The following is a 20338-nucleotide window of genomic DNA, read 5'->3' on the forward strand; positions in this document are numbered from 1 at the left end:
GCCGCTGCTTTAGTCGTCTGTGTCTGAGTCCGGCTCCTTTTCCGGCGGTGCTTTCGCCTGGGCAGCATGGTACTCGGCCAGTGCGCGCTCCCCTGCGGCTACTTGTTCATCCTCCGTCCGGAGGTTATGGTCGGCAACTCTGGTTTTCATCTCGATACGGTCAAGCAGCGCTTGGTCGTGGGCCAGTTTGGCCGATTCCAAATGCGCAATCCACATTTGATTCGTCATTGCCCCTCCTCGCCGGTTTAGCCCAAGGTCAATTGCTTGCTTGCCGGCTTTCTGGCCCGAGCCATCGGCATTGCTCGTAATCCAAAAATACTCCCCGGCGGTTGGCTTGACAATGGGCTTGGTGGCTTTATCAAATTCATCCTGCGTAACCTGGCCAATCAGGTGCTCAAGTTCCGTCTTGAGCTCCGGGCCTGTTATTTTGATGATGGTGTTTTTCCCTCCCCGAGCCGCAGCTTTCTTGTGCGCGTTGTAGAGCGAGAAATTGGGCGTATCCGCGGGGTGGTTCATGCCAAAACCAACATTCACGATATCCGGGCCGATGTGGCTTTTCGGGTTCGGCATGCGCTGCACAACGGCCGCGCTGGCTGCCGCTTTCATCTGCTGCACCGGTCTTGCGGGCGCGGGCATGCGCTGGGCGGCTTTCGTGCCCATTGCATCCGCCTCCGCTTCCAGCCCGGCATCGTCGTTGATGGGATGCTGTCCTTTGAGCTGCGTCGTCGGCTTCACGCGACCCTGCTTTTGCTGCACCACGTGCCAGGCCTCGTGCGGCAGGTGCTGTTCCTGGCCCGGGGCTAGGTGAATATCGGTACCCTGCGCGTAGGCGTGGGCTTGGAGGTCGGCGGGCTTGGCCGAATTGTAATGCACCTGCACGTCGTCGAGCGAGTGGCCCGAAAGGTTTTCCACGCCGGCCTTGAGCTGGTCGGGCAGGCCGGTTTTGTTGGCTTTCAGCTGCTGTGCTTGCTGGCGGGGGCTGCTGGCAATGGCTTCCTGCATCTTCCGTTGCTGCACCGCCGTGGCGCGGTTGTCGGTCATCGCAGGGCCGGAACTAGCGGGGTTGGCGGCCGTTTTGCCGGTAGCCGTGCGGGAGGCAGAAGTTTTCATGGGCAGAACTGACGGAACGCAGGTGGCTGAAGCCAACAAGATATATAGCCAGAATCTAATAACCCCACTTTTATTCCGCACTGCTATTCGGCGGGTACGCTCTGCGCGATAAGCCAGCCGCTGCCGCACCCGCCAGCTGCCCGTGTGCAAAGCTCAGAAACCGCTGCGCCGGGCGCGGCAGCGGCTGGCCCTGCACCCACACGGCATCGAACTGGCGCGGCAGGTGCAGCCCGGCAATGGGCACGACTTCGAGGTGCCCGCTGTCTAGCTCCCGCGTCAGAGCGCGGCGCGATACAAAGCCCAAGGCCTCGGGGGCGGCTTCCAAATAAGTTTTAATGGCCTCCGTGTTGTCGAAGTAGAACGCCACGGACAGGCTGCCCAGCCGGATGCCCTGCCCGCGCAACGCAAACTCCAGCACTTCGAGTGTGCCCGAGCCCCGCTCGCGCAGCACCAGTGGGTGGGCCAGCGCCTCGGCCAGCAGCAGGGGCGCGGTGGGCGGGCCGGCGGGCGTCGCCCGACGCACGGCCACCAGCTCGTCGGGCAGCAACAGCTCGTAGTGCAGGTCGCGGCTTTTCGAGCGGCCCTCCACAAAGCCCAGGTCTAACTCGCCGCGCAGCAGAGCCTCGGCAATGTGCTCGGAGTTGGCGTTGAGCAGGGTGAGCTGCACGCGCGGGTGCCGCGCCCGAAAGGCGGGCAGCAGGCCCGGCAGCACGTATTGGGCCAGCGTGGTGCTGGCCCCCAGGCGCAGGCGGCCGGCAGCTTCGGCCGGGTCGCGCAGGGTGTGCAGCTGCTCGTCGAGCACCTGCTCGGCGGCGGCTACAGTTTCGGCATGGCCCAGCAGCAGGCGGCCGGCTTCGGTGAGGGCTACGCGGTTGCCGCGGCGCTCGAACAGGCGCTGGGCGTAGTGCTTTTCGAGCTCGGCCACGTGCTTTGTTACGGCCGGCTGGCTGATGAACAGGGCCTGGGCCGCTTTGGTGAAACTCAGGTGCTGGGCCACGGCCTGAAACACGCGGAGGCGGAAGTCGGACATGGCGGCAAGGTAACCGGGACGGTTCGAATGGGGGTAGCGGGCTTGGCCTAGCGCACCGGCAAATAGACGGTGAAGGTGGAGCCCCGGCTCAACTCCGACTGCACCGCGATGCGGCCGCCGGCGTTTTCCACCATCTTTTTCACCATGTAAAGCCCTATGCCGGAGCCTTCTACATGGTCGTGAAACCGCTGAAACATGCCAAATAGCCGCTGCTCGTTGGCCGCATTCAGCCCCAGTCCATTATCCTGCACTTCAAACACGGTGGCATCGGCATCGGCCCAAGCGCGCAGCCGTACCCGGGGGGCGCGGTCAGGCGCGTGGTATTTGAGGGCGTTGCTGAGCAGGTTGAACACCACGCTACGCAGGTTTTTCTCCGAAAACGACACCGTGGGCACTGCCTGCACGTCAATTTCGAGCTGTGCCGCGGTGGCGCGGATGAGCGGCTCCAAATCGAGCCGCACGTCCTGGACAACGGCGGCCAGATTCACTGCCTCGTTGGGGTGGCCGTGCTCCTTTTGCAGCTTGCTCACGTCGGTGAGGTGCTCGATGGTTCGCTTGAAACGGTTCACTGCGTCCTGCATCAGCCCCAGGATGGGCTGCACTTCCTCGCTTTGGAGCTCGGCGGGCAATTCCTGACGCAACACCTCGAGCAGCCCCTCGATGTTGTTGATGGGAGCCTTGAGGTCGTGCGAGGCGGTGTAGATGAAGTTGTCGAGGTCGACGTTGACGCGGGTGAGCTGCTCATTCTTCTGGCGCAGCTCGCGTTGGGCCTCGTCGATGCGCTCCAGGGCCAGCTTGTGCTCGTGGATGTCGGTGTAGGTGCCCACCCACTGAATAATTTCGCCCTGCTCGTTGCGCGAGGGCAGGGCGCGGCCCAGCATCCAGCGGTAGTCGCCGGCGGCGTTGCGCAGGCGGCACTGAATTTCCAGGGGCTTGCCCGTGGCCAGGCTGCGCTGCCAGCGGCGGGTGGCCATGGGCATGTCGTCGGGGTGCACCGCGGCGGCCAGCCATTGCGCCCGGGGCTGCCCGTTCTGCAGCTCGGCGTACTCGGCCCAGCGGCCGTTGAGGTAGGTATTATTGCCCTGCGGGTTAGCCGTCCAAGCAATCTGGGAAATGCCCTCGAGCAGGCGGCTGGCTTCGGCGGCGGCCCGCTCGCCGGCCAGGCGGGCAGCCTCTTCGCGCTTCAATTCCTCGTTTTTCTGGTCGAGCTGCGCGTTCTGCTCGGCCACGCGGGCCCGAATGGCCGTGATTTCGCGCCGCGCCGACAGGTCTGTCACAATCACGGCCAGCGCGGGTGTTTCGTTAAATTCGAGTACGTTCATCGCCACGGCAAAGGGCACCAGTGCCCCACCAGCCGTTTGCAGCGGCAGCTCGCCCCGGCCCCGCTGCTGCCAGCTGCGCTGCAGCAAATCGGCCCAATAGGCGCGGTAGGCCGGCGGCACAAAGTCTTCAAACGCGCTGCCCATCACCTCGCCCAATGGGCAGCCCAGCAGGTTGGCCAGGCAGGCATTGCAGTAGAGTACGGTGCCGTTTTGGCTCAGCATCAGGGCGCCTTCGTTCATCTGCTCGATGAGGGCGCGGTAGCTCTGGTCGGCGCCTTGCAGCGTAAAAATGCGCGGGCCCTCGGGGCTCTGCACGGCCAGGGCGTCGACCGCGCCGGTGCGAATAGCATGAATTAGGTCCTGGGCTTCCTCCAGCTGTGCGCGCAGCTCTTCGTTGGCTTGGGCCAATTCGGTGGGGGTGGGCAGCGGCACGCTACTCATAGCGCAGGGGGCCGTCGGCGGTCGGTTCAATTCCCAGGGCTTTCAGTACCCGCTCGCGGTCGGAAAGGTCGCCCACTAGCCGGCGCACCAGTCCCGGGCTGCGCTTGATGAGTGTGGGCACGCCAATGAGGTCTTCCTGCTGGGCCAGCTTGGGCTCCTGGTAAACATCCACAATCAGCAGCTCGTAGCGTCCCTTCAGGAATTCCTCGCAGATGGACTTGATGTTGTGCACGGCGCGCGTCGAGTTGGGCGTGGCCCCCGTGATGTACAGGTGCAACACATACTCGGGCGCGGCGGGTGCGGGCCAGGCTAATGGGTCCGTGAGTGGGTCCATGGGCGGGGCTTATTTACGAAGGGCCGGACGCACGTCCAAGCCCACCAGCACCCGCTCTTCGTTCGAGAGGTCACCGATAATTTTGCGGATTGGTTCGGGCACCTTGCGCACCAGGGTTGGGATGGCCAGAATCTGGTCGCCTTCGGCCAACTGCGGGTTCACAAGCAAGTCGATAACTTCCAGCTTGTAGCGCCCTTTCAGGTGCTCTTCGCAGTAGCGGCTCAGGTTGGTGATGGCTGCTACCGACTTCGGGGTTTGGCCGGCTACGTACAGGCGCAATTCCCAGGTTTCTTCTTCAATGGTATCTAACATGGCTGGGCGGGTTGGAAGCGAGGGCGCGGGGCTACTCGGCTGTACGGATTACTGGCCGCTTTCGCTGCTGGGCGCGCTGCCGCGTGCGCCGGCATTGGGCGGGTTGGCCGCCGTAATGCGCTGCTGGCCGCTGGTGAGGGCCTGCTGGCGGCCCTGCTCGTTGGAGCTGATTTGGCGCAGCTCTTCCTCCACCGACTCAAACTCGGTGCGCAGGTTGGCGATGTTGGCTTCCAGCATGCGGCGGCGGCGTTCCAGCTCGCGGTCGCGGCGGTCGGCTTCCTGCTGCACCGCCACCGATTCAGCGTTCAGCTGCATTTGCTGGGTGAGGCGGCTGGCCCCGGTTACGATGCCCGTGGGCCCGAGCACCACATCAAGCAGCTCGATGCCCTGGCTGGTCACGATGAACTCGCGCACTTGGTTGGAATGCGCCATCCCGCGCGATTTGAGGATGCTCAGCCCGCGGTTGCGCTCGCCAATGCCTTCGAGGTCGCGCACCGAAATCCAGGTATCGACCAGCGACGACACGCCTTCTTCAGCCATCTCGTTGCGGCTTGAGCCAGTGTTCACCAGGGCCGTGAACAGGGCCGTAATGTTGCTCACCTTCAGAAAGTCGATGAGCCGGGTGAGCATGCTGCGCACCTCGTTCTGGTTGCCCACCGTAATCAGGTTGGTGATGGGGTCGATGACCACCGCATAGGGGTCAAAATCCTTCACCAGTTTGTGAATGGTGACGAGGTGGCGCTCCAGGCCGTTGAGGGTAGGCCGCGAGGCTTCGATGCGCAACAGCCCCTGCTGAACAAACGGCGCCAGGTCGATGCCCACCGAGTGCATGTTGCGAATTAGCTGCTGCGGCGACTCTTCAAACACAAACATGAGGCAGCGATGGCCGGCCAGACAGATTTGCTGAGCGAAGGCAGCGCCGAGCGTGGTTTTGGCGGTGCCGGCGGTGCCGGTAATGAGCACGCTGCTGCCGTGGTAGAAGCCGCGCCGGCCAAACATCTCGTCCAGCGCCGGAATGCCCGACGAGTCGATGTCGTCCGACACCTTGTGGTCGAGCTGCAGCGAGGTTACCGGCAGCACCGAAATACCATCCTCGGTAATCAGGTACGGGTACTCGTTGGTGCCGTGGGTACTGCCGCGGTACTTCACAATGCGCAGCCGGCGGGTGGTAATCTGGTCAATCACCCGGTTGTCGAGCAGAATCACGCAGTCCGACACGTACTCTTCCAGGCCCTGCCGGGTGAGGGTGCCGTCGCCGCGCTCCGCGGTGATGACCGTCGTGACGCCCTTGTCCTTCAGCCAGCGAAACAGCCGGCGAATTTCCGAGCGCAGCACGGCCTGGTTGGGGAAGCCCGAAAACAAGGCCTCAATGGTATCGAGCACCACGCGCTTGGCCCCAATGGAGTCGATGGCGTAGCCCAGACGAATAAACAGCCCCTCCAAATCGTACTCGCCGGTTTCCTCAATCTCGGAACGGTCGACGTGCACGTGGTCGAGGCGCAACATCTTGCGGGCCTGCAGCTCGTTCAGGTCGAAGCCCAGCGAAGCCACGTTGGCCGTCAGTTCCTCGCCGGTTTCCTCGAAGGCCATGAGCACGCCCGGCTCGTTGAAATCCTGAATCCCTCGCACGAGAAATTCAATGCCCATCAGGGTTTTGCCGCAGCCGGCGCTGCCACAAACCAGCGTGGGCCGGCCCAGTGGCAGCCCGCCTTCCGTGATTTCGTCGAGGCCGTCGATGCCCGTAGGGGCTTTGGGCAGTTGGGGCAGGGCAGAAACGGGGGTGGGTGACAATTCGGACATGAATAGAAGCGCTGGGCCTAAAAGTACGAGCGGAATAAAAAACCCGGCCGTGCAGGCAGCACTACCGGGTAGATTAATCAGCTGGCATTACGCGCTAACCACAGCAGTGGTTTCGGGCGGCTATCAGCGGCGGCCGGCTTCGAACTCACGCCAGTCGGCGCGGTGCTCGTCCAATTCGGCGGGGCTCACGTTGTAGGCAGCGCAGGCTTCATTGGCGTTCATCAGGCCCTGGTCTACCGCATTCAGCACGGCCCACACCTTGAGCTTACGCTCGGCCAACTCTTCCGCAGCATCAACCGGCGCGGAGTGGCCATCGGTATCGAAAAAGTCGGGCGTAGTCGGGTTGCTCATAACGAAGGCAAGGTAGTCCGGTTAGTATTAACGTAGCATGAATATTAGTCGGATTGCCGGTCGGCAACAAAAGTTTATTTCCAGCGGTTGAAAAACTGGTCAACGGGTTCGCGCAAGCCGTCGCTCATAGGCAGGGGTTCGCCGGCCAGCTGGCGGCTAGCGTCCTACGCCACGCTTGTTGGCCGCGCCTTTGGCGGCGCGGCCGCCGCCCGGCCAGCAGCCTCGGCAAGGCCCTTACCTTCTTCGAGCGCACACTGCTGGCCATCGACTTGCCCCTCGACCGCTGCCAGCGCGGCGACCAGACAGCCCTCACGGCCCAGCCGGTGCAGGGCCTGAAGGCCTTTTTGGCCAGCGCTGCCGCGCTGCTGGCTTCCATAAGCAGCTTCTCGGGCTGCGAAAAAGAGAATGTGGGGCCGAACGGCAGCTAAAAAAAACCGCTACTACTCCGACCGGCACCGGTACCAGCACAGGCGCCGCTAACCACGGGTGCCCGCTCCTGCCCCACCCTGCAAGGCCCGGCGCACCCACGCCGAACCGGTCCCTGCAGGGCATTTTTCGCTTGTTTTCAGTATCTTCCTTCCCTATGAGCCGTGTGATATACCGAATGCCAGGCCTGAGCTGGCCCCTGTTGAGCCTGTTACTACTGTGGCTGCTGCCGCTGGCGGCTTCGGCTACGCACATTGTGGGCGGCGAACTCGATTTGCAGCACAAGTCCGGCAATACCTACAGCCTGACGCTTAACCTGTATTTTGATGCCATTTATGGGAATTCGGGCGCTGTTCGGCCCACGTTGCTGGCAGGTATTTTTGAAAAAGGCACCAACAAGTATATTGCCACCGTGCAAATGCCCAAGGTGAGCGACAGCTTTGTGCAGTACACCAGCCCCGCCTGCTCCATCGGCTCGCTCAGCACCCGCAAGCTGATATATGCGAACAACGTCATCATCGATGCTTCGGTCTTCAACAAACCCGACGGCTACTACGTGGCCGTGGAAAATTGCTGCCGCAACGCCAGCATCGCCAACATTATCGCCCCCGGCGATGCGGGCCAAACGTACTACCTGGAGTTTCCGGCCGTGGTGCGCAATGGCCAGCCATTCATCGATTCGACGCCTCAGATTTTTCCACCCCTGAGTGACTACGCCTGCCGGGGGGAGTTATTTTACTACGATTTCGGCGGCCAGGACCCCGACGGCGACTCGCTGGCCTACGACATGGTGACGCCCTTGAACGGCCATGCCACCCCAGGCAACCCCGACCCCGGCCAGGCTGTGGCGGCCCCCTACTCGCTGGTAACCTGGAAGGCCGGCCTGAGCACCCAAAACCAGATTCCGGGCTCGCCCACTTTGCAGGTCAATGCCCGTACGGGTCGCCTCACGGTGCGGGCCTCCGACCTGGGCCTGTTCGTGTTCGGGGTGCGCTGCTCAGAATACCGCAACCATGTAAAGATTGGCGAAACCCGCCGCGACTTTCAGCTACTGGTGGTGAACTGCCCCGCCAACCAGCAGCCCAAGCTGCAGGTGAACGTGCCGGGCACTGCCGTGCCCTACCGCTTCGGGCGCGACACCCTGCGGCTGCTGCCCGGCGGCAACCGCTGCCTGAGCATTCGCTACACCGACCCCGACCCTGGCTCGGTGCTCACGATGACCACCCGTGCCGTAAACTTTACGGGCCAACTGCCTACCTTCACCACCCGCACAAGCGGCACGGTGCACGCGGCCGGGCAGCCCGATACGCTCACGGCCACGCTCTGCTTTCCAGAATGCACCGATACCAAGGGCAAGGTGTTTTTGCTCGACCTGATTGTGGCCGACAACGGGTGCAGCCTGCCCAAGCACGACACCCTGCGAGTGGCTTTCACGGCTACACAGCTGCCCAATGTTGCACCGCAGCTAAGCAGCACCTTTCCGCCGGCCCCGGTGCCTGTTTCCAATGCCAACCCGGCGGTGGTGCGCATCGTCATCGGCCAGCCGTATAGCGCCACGCTGCTGGGCACCGATTCCGATAACCACGCCCTGACCTTGACGGCCGTTGGCGAGGGCTTCGACCTGGCGGGCGCCGGCATGCGCTTCACCGCGCAAAACGGCGCGGGCCGGGCCACCGCCACCTTTGTGTGGGCGCCCGATTGCGGGGCCGTGGCGGCCAGCGGCACCGGCGAGGGCCTCCTGGTACACTTTAAACTCACCGAAACCGGGCCCTGCCTGCCCTTGCTGCAAGAGCGGGTGGTGCGCTTCATAGTCGACCCGGTACCCGAGCCCAAGCCTTTCAGCCCCTCGAATGTTATCACGCCCAACGGCGACGGCTACAACGACTTCTTTCGGATGCCCGACCTGCCGCTCGATTTCTGCGACCGCAAGTTTGCCAGCATCGTCATTTATTCGCGCTGGGGCCAGAAGGTGTTCAAGTCCGATGAGCGGGGCTTCCAATGGGGTGGCCAGAATTCGGGCGGGCTGTACTACTACCTCGTGACGTACACCGACGGCCGCCGCTTCAAGGGCTGGGTGGAGGTAATTCCGTAGCGACCAGCCAAGCCCGGTGGGGCGGAAATAGCCCGTCATGCCGAGTATTCTACCCTTCTCCATTTCCCGGTTTCCCAGTTACTGCCGCAACTGGCAAGCTGTGCGGCCGTGAGGGCCACGGCCATTTCACCGTGGCCGTCCAATGGCGCTTCACCACCCGCCCGGCCACCCGCACCCGGCGCGTGCGCGCCACTTGCCCGGGCAGCAGGCTCACGGCGGCCGGTACTTCCTGAAACAGCGCCGCGCCGGTGCCAATGAGGGCCTGGGCCAGCACAACAGGCCAGATGCGGGGCGCAGCCATTTCGGAATCGCGCATTTGGGCGGCGGCCGGGCGGGTAATTAGCGGAGTCAGAAGAAGAAATGAAATGGTGGAGACTTCCCAGGTTCAGCCTGTTGGCGTTGCTGGTTCGAAGGTGCAGCCTTGGGGCGCCGCGTGCCTTGGCCAATCGCCGAGAAGCCCCCTTTGCACCGACCAACCGGCTCCCATGCCATCCAATATAGAGCCGGCGCCATTGGTACCGGCCAGGATGGTATTCGCCGAGTCGAGTGCCCAGTCCGCCGATTTACGGGCCGGCTTGGCCGCAATTGTCATTTTATTTATACTGGAATTACTTCTCCCACCATTCTCAGACTATTTATCGCCCACTCTTACCTTCTCTCTGCATGGCCTTTACCCCTTCCCAGAACCAACTCGCGGCGCAGGTACTTAGCGCCTTGCCATTTCCACGCCCAGTGGGCCTGGGCGCGCACCGCTACACCGACCGTGAAGTTACTCCGCTCGTCCTGAGCCAGAATGTGCCGAACCCGCACGAGGGCGAAACAGTCATTCCCTTCACCCTTCTTTACGCGGCCGATGTGCGCCTCGAAATCTTCGACCTGTTGGGCCGCAAGATGGCGGCCGTGGTGCGCAAGGGCCTGAGCAGCGGCGAGCACCACATTCAGCTTAACCTGCGCGGGCTGTGCCTGCCGGAAGGCGATTATCCGTACCAGTTGCAGGTCACTTCCGCCTACGGCGTGCAATCCCTGACCCGGGTGATGACCCTGACGCTGGACACGGCCGAATAAAGCTTTTTTTTCTGGGTTGGTTTGGGTACTTCAACAACCCGGGCTATATTGCCTCTTGAAAATCAAGAAGAAGTGTGCGTGTGAAATTGTGCTGAGAGGCTGGCTGCTGCAACGGCCAGCCTCTATTTTTTTGCCCGCAAGCCCGCAGTGCGGGCTAGGTGCCATCAGGCTACTTTGGGTAAACGCTTCGTTTGGGAACGGGCTTTCAGGTTCGGCGGGGCAGCCCGTACTTTGCACGCGCGGCCCGGCCCTGGTTCGCGCGCTTGCCTTTGCCCATCCATTCCACCGCGGCTCTGGCCGCACATCCCCTTTTTATGGCTGACCAAACCCTTACCGGCCTGCGCGCCGGCGTGCTGCACGGCGACGAAGTGCAGGCCCTCTTCCGCAACGCCAAAGCCAACGGCTACGCCTTGCCCGCCGTGAACGTGACCGGCACCAACACCGTGAACGGCGTGCTCGAAACGGCCAAAGCCGTGAACTCGCCCGTAATGATTCAGTTCTCGAACGGCGGTGCGCAGTTTTTTGCCGGCAAGTCGGTGCCCAACGACAAGCAGCAGGCCAGCATCGCGGGCGGCATTTCGGGCGCTTACCACGTGCACCAGATGGCAGCCCTCTACGACGTGCCCGTGGTGCTGCACACCGACCACGCTGCCAAAAAGCTCCTGCCCTGGATTGATGGCCTGCTCGACGCCGGCGAGAAATACTACCAGCAGCACGGCCAGCCGCTCTACAGTTCGCACATGCTCGATTTGTCGGAAGAGCCGATTGAGGAGAACATTGAAATCTGCAAGCGCTACCTCGAGCGCATGGCCAAAATCGGGATGACGCTGGAGATTGAGCTCGGCGTGACCGGTGGCGAAGAAGACGGCGTCGACAACTCCGATGTGGATTCGAGCAAGCTCTACACCCAGCCCGAGGAAGTGGCCTACGCCTACGAGCAGCTGAGCGAGGTGAGCCCCCGCTTCACCATTGCGGCCGCTTTCGGCAACGTGCACGGCGTGTACAAGCCCGGCAACGTGAAGCTGCAGCCCAAAATTCTGCACAACTCGCAGGAGCACCTGCGCAGCAAGCACAGCATTGCGGAGCTGCTGCCCATCGACTTCGTGTTCCACGGCGGCTCGGGTTCCAGCCAGGAGGAAATCCGCGAAGCCATCAGCTACGGCGCCATCAAGATGAACATTGATACCGACCTGCAGTGGGCGTTCTGGGAAGGCATCAAGGACTACTACGTGAAGAACGAAGGCTTCCTGCAGGGCCAGATTGGCAACCCCGGCGGTGCCGACTCGCCCAACAAGAAGTACTACGACCCGCGCGTGTGGCTGCGCAAAGGTGAAGACACCTTTGTAGCGCGCCTGAAGCAGGCCTTTGAGGACCTGAACTGCATCAACCGCCGGTTTTAACGCCTGCGGCTTAATGAAGAATGAGGAATGAAGAATTGAGCGCACATTTGCTCATTCTTCATTCCTCATTCTTCATTAAGCGTAAGCGTAATGTACCAGCCCAGCCCCGCTCGCTACCAGGAAATGACGTACCGCCGCTGTGGCCGCAGTGGGCTGAAGCTGCCGGCGATTTCATTGGGCCTGTGGCAAAATTTCGGTGGGGTCGACACGTTCGAAAACTCCCGCGCCATTCTGCACCGGGCCTTCGACCGGGGCATCACGCATTTCGACCTGGCCAACAACTACGGCCCACCGCCCGGCTCGGCCGAGACGAATTTTGGCCGCATCCTGCGGGAGGATTTCCACGCCCACCGCGACGAGCTCATCATTTCGACCAAAGCCGGCTACCACATGTGGGAGGGCCCCTACGGCGAGTGGGGCTCGAAAAAATACCTGGTTTCCAGCCTCGACCAGAGCCTGAAACGCATGGGACTGGACTATGTCGACATCTTCTACCACCACCGCCCCGACCCCGATACGCCCCTGGCCGAAACCATGGCGGCGCTCGACCTCATCGTGCGCCAGGGCAAGGCACTGTATGTGGGCCTAAGCAACTACCAGCCGGCCGAAGCAGCCGAAGCATTCGCGCTGCTGCGCGGGTTGGGCACGCCCTGCCTCATTCACCAGCCCAAGTATTCGATGTTTGAGCGCTGGGTGGAAGACGGCCTGCTCGATTTGCTCGGCACCGAAGGCGTGGGCTGCATCCCCTTCTCGCCCCTGGCCCAGGGCCTGCTCACCAACAAGTACCTGGACGGCATCCCCGACGACTCGCGCGTAGCCAAGGGCGTGGGTTTTCTCACCGAAAGCAACCTGACGCCCGAACGCCTCTCACAGGTGCGCCGCCTGAACGACCTAGCCCAAACCCGCAACCAAAGCCTCGCCCAAATGGCCCTCGCCTGGCTGCTGAGAGATGAACGGGTAACGTCCGTGCTCATCGGGGCCAGCAAACCCGAGCAACTCGACGACTCGCTGCGCTGCCTGGAGAACCTGGCGTTTAGCGCGGAGGAGTTGGCCGCGATTGAGAAGATTTTGCAGGCGTAAGTATCCTGAACCCGTGCTGCAAGATGAATCTGAATTCACTATTGGTTAGCACTTGGTTGATAATTCAGAGCAGCTTGAGCAGTGTTCAAGCCCAAACCAGAAATAAAAACACTGTTTATTCCGACCCGGAAGAGATACGAATTGAAAGGCCGGAAACTATTAACCAGGCAGCCCGAAGGGTATTCACGCCAAAGCAGCAAGCTGCATTATGCCGAAGAGGGAAAGGCTTTGTATCTTTTAGTTGTCAGGTAGCTGGTAACGGGCGTATTGATGCCATAACCAGCATGAAACTCTATCAAGCAGCTAAAGGGTTACAACCGTCAAGCATAGCCAAGTTGAAGGAGAGCATCCTTCAAAACGTCGTTTTTTATGTACCTGCCGCACTACAACCTGCTCACATGAGTCGTTTTAGGCAGCCAGGGATAGTTATCCCACTGAAACTCTTCTGCCGCTGAGCCCCTGCTGCATCAATTTAATGGCATTAGTCACTTCCCAATCGAACCAATTTTGGGCTGAATCTGGATGATAAACCGCTTGTTGAGCGCTTCCTGGTTGCCCGTATAGCGCCCGGCTCCCCGGAAGCCGCTGCCGGCCGCTACCACTTCCAGATTCGCCGGAAACCGCAGCCCCGCCTGCTCCCAGAGCCGAATCACGGCCAAGGCCCGGCTGTAGCTGAGCTGGCGCACGGCCGGGCCATCGAGGTTGTGCGGGTCGTTGGCGGGGTAGCGCAGGTCTTTGGCGGCGCGGCCCTCTACCACGATGAGGTACTGCACGTTGTCGTCGTTTTTTATCGACTGCATCTCGCGCAGCAGGAAACGGCCGGCTTTCACCAGCGGCGTTTGCGCTTCGTAGGGCAGCACGTCGCTCTTAGGCGCGAAGGTGACCGGAAACTTCAGCTCGTAGCGCTTGTAGGCAGGGTTGTATTCGAAGTAATTGCTTTCCAGTCGCTTAAGTGCTGCCTTGATTTCGTCGAGCTTGCGCTTCTCCTGCACCTGCACTTTCAGCTCTGAAATCAGATTCTCGTTGTCGCGCTGCTTGTCGTTGGAGCGCTTGAAACCTAGCACGAACAGCACGAGCATGATGAGGAACAGGGCCGTCATAAGGTCCACGTAGCTGGGCCAGAAGAAGTCCTTGCTCTCTTTCATATCAGAACGTCATGCTGAGCGAAGCCGAAGCATCTCGCGTGTGGTAGTAATTCGTTTTTTGGATGCATCAATTATTAGTGGTGGCACGCGAGATGCTTCGACTGCGCTCAGCATGACGTTTCTGCGCAGGTGCAATCTCACTTCTTGCCCAGCACGGTGCGCTGAAACCAGTTCGGCTTGGTGATTTCTTCCAGCACCTTGTTGGTGCGGTCCACTTGCTGCAACAGCTGCTGCTGCAGCTGCGCGTCGGCCAGCAGCCGCGCCTCCATCCGCTGCATGGCTTGCGCGGCTAGGCCGGCCTGGCGCTCCTGCAGCACGTTCAGGTCCTTTTGCTGGGCCGGAAGCTGGGTGAAGGGGTTGAGGTACTCGGTGATTTTCTGGTAGATGTTGTCTTGGTTCAGGCGACGAAAATGCTGCTGCCACTGCTCGTGGGCGGCGCTGGCTTCCTTTTGCAGCTCCTGCAGACGGCCGTCGAGTTCGGCGTCCATGCGGTGCACGCCTTCGCTCACGCCCTGGCGAATTTGCGCGCCCAAATCGACCAGCAGCTTGCCGTGCTGGCTGAAGAAAGCCACTTGCTGGCGTAGCGCATCGTCGTGCTGTTGTAGGTACTGCGGCACGCTGGCGAGGCCCTCCTCCAGCGCCGTGAGGCGGTTGAGCAGCGAACCGATGGTTTGGGCGGCCTCGTTGCTGTGGATGACGGTGGTATTGAGCGCCTGCTGGTAACCCAGGAATTTCTCGAAGGTCTGGGCGCTTTCATCCACCCGGTCAAATACCTTAATAGTAGCGTTGGCCAGCTCCGAGTAGCCAATTTTCTCCAGCTGCTCCAGGAAACGCTTCTGCACGCTCACGTTCTCGGTGATGCTGGCGATGAGCGGCGTGAACTCGTGAATCTTGCTGAAAAAGTCGTTCTGAATCTGGCTGAAGAACTCGGCGTTGAAGCTATCGAGCACCGATTTCAGGTTGCTCATGCCGGCCTGCATGTCGGAGTTCAGCTTGGGCAGCAGCGCCTTTTGCAGGAAGGTGTAGTAGGCGTTTTTGTTGCGGTCACGGATGGCACGCGCCTGCTTCAGCAGCTGGTTGCCGGCCAGGGTGAAGGCCAGGCCAAACAGGCTGCCTATCATGGCGATGAGCACACCACCGAGGAAGTGCTGCACGTCGGCGTTGCTGAACGACGTGTCCTTGGCGGGGTCGACCGCCGCGTCGGCAAACGGATTGCCCACCAGCGACAGCAACCCCAAAATAGCGCCGGTGAAGGTGCCCAGCAAACCCAGGTACAGCGGCGTAGCAATCTGGGCCTGAATCTCCTCGTCCAAGGCCTCGGCGTGACGCTCGGAAATGTCTTTCAGAATGCCGAAATCGGCAGCCGCACCGCGGTTGTTAAGGAGGTATTCGTTGGTGTCCGTGATGATTTGACCGAACTCCGGCGAAGCATCGCGGGTGATGAGGGCATCGTACTGAATGTCGAAATTCTTCTCGGGCTGCGCGGCTGTGAACGTGATGGGCTGCACGGCAACCGCTCCGGCCAGCGGATACATAACCTGCACCCGGGCCGTAAGCTGGCGGTTGCGCAGAAACACCAGCGCCTGCCAGGCCACCAGCGCCAGGATGAGCAGAATTTCAATTAAGAGCATAAACGCTTTTCAGATAATAGCCGAAGGTACGGCAGCACTGCAGAGATGCATTATTTGGCCTCTCGTCGCTGCATCGATAAGAACGTCATGCCGAGCGTAGCCGAGGCATCTCGCGGGCCGAAGTAATCCAATTAATTAGGATTAGTGGTGGCACGCGAGATGCCTCGGCTGCGCTCGGCATGACGGTTATTGAAGCAATGTCAGAACGGCTAGCTCAACGCGATTTCAGCTTTTTGCACCACGTGCCAGGCATCATCGCGCTTTTCGAGCTTGCCGGGTTTCAGGTTTTGGATAGTAGTAAACTGCTCGGTGGGCGGCAACTCAAACTGGAAAAACTCCTTGAGCTCCCGCACGCCATTGCCAATAATGCGCGACTGGTCGGCCTGGGGGCTGAACGAAAATTGTGCCGTGGTGGCCTCGGCGTGCGGCAGCGTGATAAGCACCGGCATTTGCGGCAGCGGGTTGGGGCTGAGCTTGCGGTGCTCAATGCTGGGCACATCGGGAGCCGGCGCGTAATAGTGCGCGGGCCCATTGCCCGGGGCTGCCGCTTCGGGCGCAGCCGCAGTAGCGGGAGCAGCCGGCGGGGCGCTGGCCTCAATTAGCTCCTGAATAGCGGCTGGCGTAGATGTTGGCGCGGCCCACTCCACGGTCTGGCCGGGTTCCAGGGGCTGATTATCGGCGGGGGGCACCAAAGGCGTGTTTGGGTTCATAGCAGGGGCGCGTTGAGGAATCTGCGGCCACGCCTCGGATGACTTGGGCGCAGGGCTAATGGAGTTGAAATTCGGCTTGTTCTTTTTATTCGTCGATGACGACTTGCCCGCTGGTTTCGGCACGCCTTGCACCTCGCGCAACGACTTGGCTGACACGATTTTGGCCGGCCCATCGGGCGACGGCGCAGCTTCTGCTGGCCCAGGTGCTACAGGCACTACAGGGGCCACAACAGTCGGCGCAGCAGTTTCCGGTTTTGCGGGCTGGCTTTCGGGCGCTTTCCGCACGTTTTGGGCGGGCGCCTTGGGTGCGGGAATGGCCGGCGCTTCCGGCGCAACATTGGCCGGCGGTCGGGCCGCGCCCTCTGGCTTCGCCATCCGCCGGGCCCACAGCCACGCGCCAAATGCCCCGACGACGACTCCCCCCAGCACGGCCCATACCGTGCTCCAGTTGGTTGCCGGGGCAGTCGTCACGGTTGTTGACGTAGTCGCTGAATCAGTAGCGGCACCGGGCCCGCCATTTTCGACGCCCCCCTGGGCCCATGCTGCCGGGCTGCTCCCCAACACCGCGAGCGCGAGCAGGAAAGCACATAGCAGCAACGGCCGGCTGCCCTTACGTGGGCAGCCGGCCGACTGGAGCAGACTCATCTGGCCTGTTGACCTAGTTGAGCGGCTGCGCGTCATGAAGCACCTTGGATAGCTCATACAGGGCGTTTTTAAACGGCAGGAAGAACAGCGTTTCAGGCACGGTATCACCATCGCGCAGCACGTCGGCGTACTGCTGGCGGTAGAGGTTGAAGGAATCGCCAAGGCTGCGCTCCAGCGTTTGCATCACCAAGCCCTGGTCGTTTTTGACTCCCAGGTCAGCCTGTACCCGTTTGAGTTCGGGGTCTTCGAGCAGTAGCTTGAGGCAGGCGCGGGCGTTGTTCAGCACGGCCTGCTTTATTTCGTCGGTCACGGCCGTGGCTTCGAGGTGGTGCTCACCTTTGTCGGCCAGCGGGTTTTCCGGGTCGGGCAGCACGCCCACGGGGCGCACCATGGGCGGGTCCTGCGGAATCTGGCCGGTGGCCAGCACGCCGCCGTTGGCGGTGGTTTGCTTGGGGTCATCGGCGAGTTTGATGCGGAAATCGGTCGGTACGGTCTGGCCAGTGGCTTTTTCCATGATGAGGCGGGCCAGCTTCTCCACCGGTTGCAGGTTGGAGCCAGCGGCCAGCAGGCGCACGTAGAGGCTGCCGCGCCCTGTGAAGCACAGGTAGCGCGGCAATTGTTGGCCGTTAGCCACCGTCACCTGCGCCACGTGGTAAATCAGCGCGCCGAAGTGCAGGTAAAACAGCACGCGCAGGTGTTCGGCCCGCAACAACCGCTCGCTGAAGCCCAGCAGCTGGTCGTAGTTGAACAGGAAGCTAGCCACGTCCTCGGACCCGAAGTTGTCAGTTCCCTCGGCCACCAGCACGTATTCGCGGGCCCGGCGAGCGGCGGGACTCAGCACCGCGCTCTGCACCCCAGCTACACCAAAACGCACCAAGCCGTTGTCCTTCGAGCCCCGCACTTCGGCCCCGCCATCACCCCACAAGTCGTTGCCGGCGAAGCGGAACGAAGTGCTCAGCACCGGTTTGCGGTCGGCGTAAAGCAGCACATCGGTCGTGCCGCCGCCGATGTCGATGAAGGCCGCGTTTTCGCCCGGTCCCAGCGTTACGATGTTGCGGCGGGTGAGGTAGTAGTACGGCGCCGTCGACTCCACCATGCAGGGCATGGAGTTGGTCGTTTTGAACACGTCGTGAAACAGCGTGTCCCACTCGCGCTGGTAGAGGTTGCGCTGGTAAGTCGAAAAGCTCAGCGGAGCAAACCAGGTGATTTGCGTGGCCGCGAGGTTGCCGCCGTTCAGGGCCACCTTGGCGCGGCACAGCAGCAGAATTTCCTTGAAAAACGCCCGCACCCGGTTGGTGTTGGCGATGTTCAGCGAGTTATCCCACTTTAGGTTAGTGTGGTAATTCGGCCGGCGCTGCTCCTCGGTGATGATGCCGAAAGCCACGTTGATGTTGCCCAGCACGCTCAACTCCTGGGTGGCGTAGTTGGCCGCCTCGTAGGTGGCGGTGCGCGCCGGGAAGGCGTACGGCGAGCTGTCGGCCCCCAGAATGGGCGGCACGAACTCGCGCTCCTGGTACTGCTGCCAGCGTTTGATTTGCACGAAGTTGGCCGGGTCGTCGTCGATGCCGCGGTACAGGCGCTCGTAAGCCGTACGGTCGGGCTCGGCAGTGCTCTTTTTCAGCAAAGCCACCGGCGTATCACTCAGGCCGAAGCTGAACGGCTTGGGCTCCTGGCCGGGGCTGTCCTGCATGGCCACGTGGGTGTTCGTGGTGCCAAAGTCGATGGCAAAGCGGTATTCCTTGGTGCCCTGGCGCTGTTCGGGCCAGCGCGGGATGATGAGCGCGCGGCCTTCGGCCGGGGCCGGGTTCAGCACTTCGAGGTAGTCGAAATGCGTGCCCCGCACCTCGTAGTAGGTGCTGCCTTCGTCCTGGCTGGTTTTGGGGGTGCGCTCGTAGCGGGTGGCGCTCTGGTCGGTGCCGGTGTCGCTGAGCTGGTGGCCGTTGGCCCAGAATTTCAGGTCGACTTTCTTGGTCACCATGCTCGGGTCGATGTTGTTGGCGTCGACCAGCATCACTTTGTAGAAGTCGTTGTACTGCGGCGCGTCGGCCACCTTCACGAACGGAAACACCGACAGCGCCACGTTGGTCACACGCAGGCGGCCCATGCCCTCCCCTTGCGGGTTGTCGTAGTAGGCGCGCTCATAATCCACGTAGTCGCCGCCGCTCACCGGTATGCGCAGCCGCACCCGGATGCAAGCCGATTCGAGCTCCAGCGAGAGGTGCTCGGCCAAATCCTGCTGCGTAAAGTAGTCGAAATACGCCGGCTTGATGGGCAGCAGCGGCCAGCTGCTGGGCCGGAAGCCGGGCGCAATTTTCAGGTTACCACAGAAGAACCGGGCCTCATCCACCTCATAAGGCACCGCCAGCAGGGTTTCTTCCAGCAGGTCATTCACCGTGAGGTACGGATACGGCAATTCCGGACCAGGCAGCGTGCGCTCCTTCAGCGGCCGGGGGTCGGCGGCGGGCACGGTGGCACCGCTGTCGGCAAACAGGGTTTCATTGTAATACTTCTTGCCAATGGCTTTCAAACCCGGGCGCAGCACAATGGGCAACGGCCCCGCAACGCCCGCCCGCGTGGGCCGGATGAACAGGTCGGAGCCACGCACCGAGCCCTCGTCGGAGCGCACGCGCAGCAGCACACCGGCCACGTCAATCTGGTTGTTGGAAGCGTCCGTCAGCACCGGGTAGTTGGCGAGGCTGGCGGTACCATCCATGGCCCAGCGCTGCAGTTGGCCGCGGTCCAACGTGTCGCGCACCAGCGGGGCCATCGTCGTCAGGGCCGGGTCGCCCACAAACTCCTGATACACGTAGTCGCGGAAAGCGGCTTCGCGGTTAGCCAGCGGCACGTACTGGTTATCAAAATAATAGCCCCCACCCTGCGGGCGCTGCACCGGCAGCGGCTTCACATTGGGCGCGGGGAAAAACAGGGTGAGCGGCGAAGTGCCGCCGATAAGCTGCGGCACGCCATTGGCGCCGGGGAAATAGATGAGGTGCATCTCGGTCAGCTTTGCGAAGCGGCCGTCGAGGTACAAACTCAGCACGTCGGCCAGCGGGCGGGTGGCGGGGTTGGCACGCAGCTTGGCCAGTTCCTCGTCCTTGCGCCAGGCCCGGATTTGCAGGCGCTGGCTGGCCAGCTTGCGCTGGTGAAAGTTGAACACCATTTCCCACACGTCCCAAAAGTGGCTCACCAGCTGGTGGTACACCGAGTCCTGGCTGGTGCCGCCCTGCGTCACGAAGCGCAACGCGGTTTCTACCAGGTGCATCCGGGCGAAGGGCGAGGGAATCGAAACCGCCACCTTGGCGGCGCGTCCGCCTTGCGGGTCGAGCAGGCGCTCCACTTCGTGGGGGCCAATTTTACCAGTCGGTCCCCAGCCCTCGTGGGTGCTGGAGCCGGTGTCGTGTAGTCGCAGGATTTTAGCCATTAATCTATTAGTTGTCAGTTGCT

General features: G+C 62.0%; 17 protein-coding genes. 5 read left to right on the forward strand and 12 right to left on the reverse strand.

Translation table 11 applies throughout. From position 1 onward, the window contains the following. Positions 1-9: 9 nt before the first annotated feature. From ABD837_RS24140 to ABD837_RS24170, 7 genes are all read right to left on the reverse strand, one after another. Positions 10-1110 (reverse strand): eCIS core domain-containing protein, encoded by a 1101-nt coding sequence (locus ABD837_RS24140; protein WP_345059714.1) that lies wholly within the window; start codon positions 1108-1110, stop codon positions 10-12. A 70-nt stretch (positions 1111-1180) separates the two neighbouring features. After that, positions 1181-2140 carry a LysR substrate-binding domain-containing protein gene (locus ABD837_RS24145; RefSeq protein ID WP_345059716.1) on the reverse strand — a complete coding sequence of 320 codons (960 nt, stop codon included), beginning with the start codon at positions 2138-2140 and terminating at the stop codon, positions 1181-1183. Positions 2141-2187: 47 nt separating this feature from the next. Beyond that, entirely contained in the window at positions 2188-3903 is a 1716-nt protein-coding gene (locus tag ABD837_RS24150) for an ATP-binding protein (RefSeq protein WP_345059718.1), read from the reverse strand. After that, entirely contained in the window at positions 3896-4237 is a 342-nt protein-coding gene (locus ABD837_RS24155; protein ID WP_345059720.1) for a circadian clock KaiB family protein, read from the reverse strand. The genes ABD837_RS24150 and ABD837_RS24155 overlap by 8 nt, the downstream gene beginning before the upstream one ends. A 9-nt stretch (positions 4238-4246) precedes the next feature. After that, on the reverse strand, positions 4247-4549 hold the full coding sequence (locus ABD837_RS24160) for a circadian clock KaiB family protein (protein ID WP_345059722.1): 303 nt from the start codon (positions 4547-4549) through the stop codon (positions 4247-4249). A gap of 48 nt (positions 4550-4597) precedes the next feature. After that, positions 4598-6349, reverse strand: coding sequence for a circadian clock protein KaiC (gene kaiC / locus ABD837_RS24165; protein ID WP_345059724.1), 1752 nt, complete (start codon positions 6347-6349; stop codon positions 4598-4600). 123 nt (positions 6350-6472) lie between these two features. Next, positions 6473-6700, reverse strand: a complete 228-nt coding sequence (locus ABD837_RS24170) for a DUF1153 domain-containing protein (protein WP_345059726.1) — start codon at positions 6698-6700, stop codon at positions 6473-6475. A gap of 269 nt (positions 6701-6969) precedes the next feature. Between ABD837_RS24170 and ABD837_RS24175 the strand changes: the two genes are divergently transcribed. Both ABD837_RS24175 and ABD837_RS24180 read left to right on the forward strand, forming a co-directional pair. Next, positions 6970-7128 (forward strand): hypothetical protein, encoded by a 159-nt coding sequence (locus ABD837_RS24175; protein WP_345059728.1) that lies wholly within the window; start codon positions 6970-6972, stop codon positions 7126-7128. 155 nt (positions 7129-7283) lie between these two features. Beyond that, positions 7284-9218, forward strand: a complete 1935-nt coding sequence (locus tag ABD837_RS24180; RefSeq protein ID WP_345059730.1) for a T9SS type B sorting domain-containing protein — start codon at positions 7284-7286, stop codon at positions 9216-9218. A gap of 49 nt (positions 9219-9267) precedes the next feature. Here the strand turns inward: ABD837_RS24180 and ABD837_RS24185 are convergent, their stop codons facing one another. Beyond that, positions 9268-9534 (reverse strand): hypothetical protein, encoded by a 267-nt coding sequence (locus ABD837_RS24185; RefSeq protein WP_345059732.1) that lies wholly within the window; start codon positions 9532-9534, stop codon positions 9268-9270. A gap of 347 nt (positions 9535-9881) precedes the next feature. Here ABD837_RS24185 and ABD837_RS24190 point away from each other — a divergent pair, with 347 nt between their 5' ends. The 3 genes from ABD837_RS24190 to mgrA all read left to right on the forward strand — a co-directional run bounded on the left by ABD837_RS24190 (position 9882) and on the right by mgrA (position 12763). Then, positions 9882-10283, forward strand: a complete 402-nt coding sequence (locus ABD837_RS24190; RefSeq protein ID WP_345059734.1) for a hypothetical protein — start codon at positions 9882-9884, stop codon at positions 10281-10283. Between the two features lie 314 nt (positions 10284-10597). Then, a complete protein-coding gene (fbaA, locus tag ABD837_RS24195; protein ID WP_345059736.1) occupies positions 10598-11683 on the forward strand; it encodes a class II fructose-bisphosphate aldolase in 1086 nt (361 codons plus the stop codon). A 90-nt stretch (positions 11684-11773) separates the two neighbouring features. Beyond that, positions 11774-12763, forward strand: a complete 990-nt coding sequence (mgrA, locus tag ABD837_RS24200) for an L-glyceraldehyde 3-phosphate reductase (RefSeq protein ID WP_345059738.1) — start codon at positions 11774-11776, stop codon at positions 12761-12763. Positions 12764-13248: 485 nt separating this feature from the next. Here the strand turns inward: mgrA and ABD837_RS24205 are convergent, their stop codons facing one another. The 4 genes from ABD837_RS24205 to ABD837_RS24220 form a co-directional block, all read right to left on the reverse strand. Continuing rightward, complete coding sequence (locus ABD837_RS24205; RefSeq protein ID WP_345059740.1) at positions 13249-13908, reverse strand: hypothetical protein; 660 nt, start codon at positions 13906-13908, stop codon at positions 13249-13251. 137 nt (positions 13909-14045) lie between these two features. Continuing rightward, on the reverse strand, positions 14046-15539 hold the full coding sequence (locus tag ABD837_RS24210) for a hypothetical protein (RefSeq protein ID WP_345059742.1): 1494 nt from the start codon (positions 15537-15539) through the stop codon (positions 14046-14048). 209 nt (positions 15540-15748) lie between these two features. Beyond that, entirely contained in the window at positions 15749-16894 is a 1146-nt protein-coding gene (locus ABD837_RS24215; RefSeq protein WP_345059744.1) for a hypothetical protein, read from the reverse strand. Positions 16895-16907: 13 nt separating this feature from the next. Further along, complete coding sequence (locus ABD837_RS24220) at positions 16908-20315, reverse strand: hypothetical protein (RefSeq protein ID WP_345059746.1); 3408 nt, start codon at positions 20313-20315, stop codon at positions 16908-16910. Positions 20316-20338 lie beyond the last annotated feature (23 nt).

Source organism: Hymenobacter glaciei, from assembly GCF_039539585.1.
GTDB classification, from domain to species: Bacteria; Bacteroidota; Bacteroidia; order Cytophagales; family Hymenobacteraceae; genus Hymenobacter; species Hymenobacter glaciei.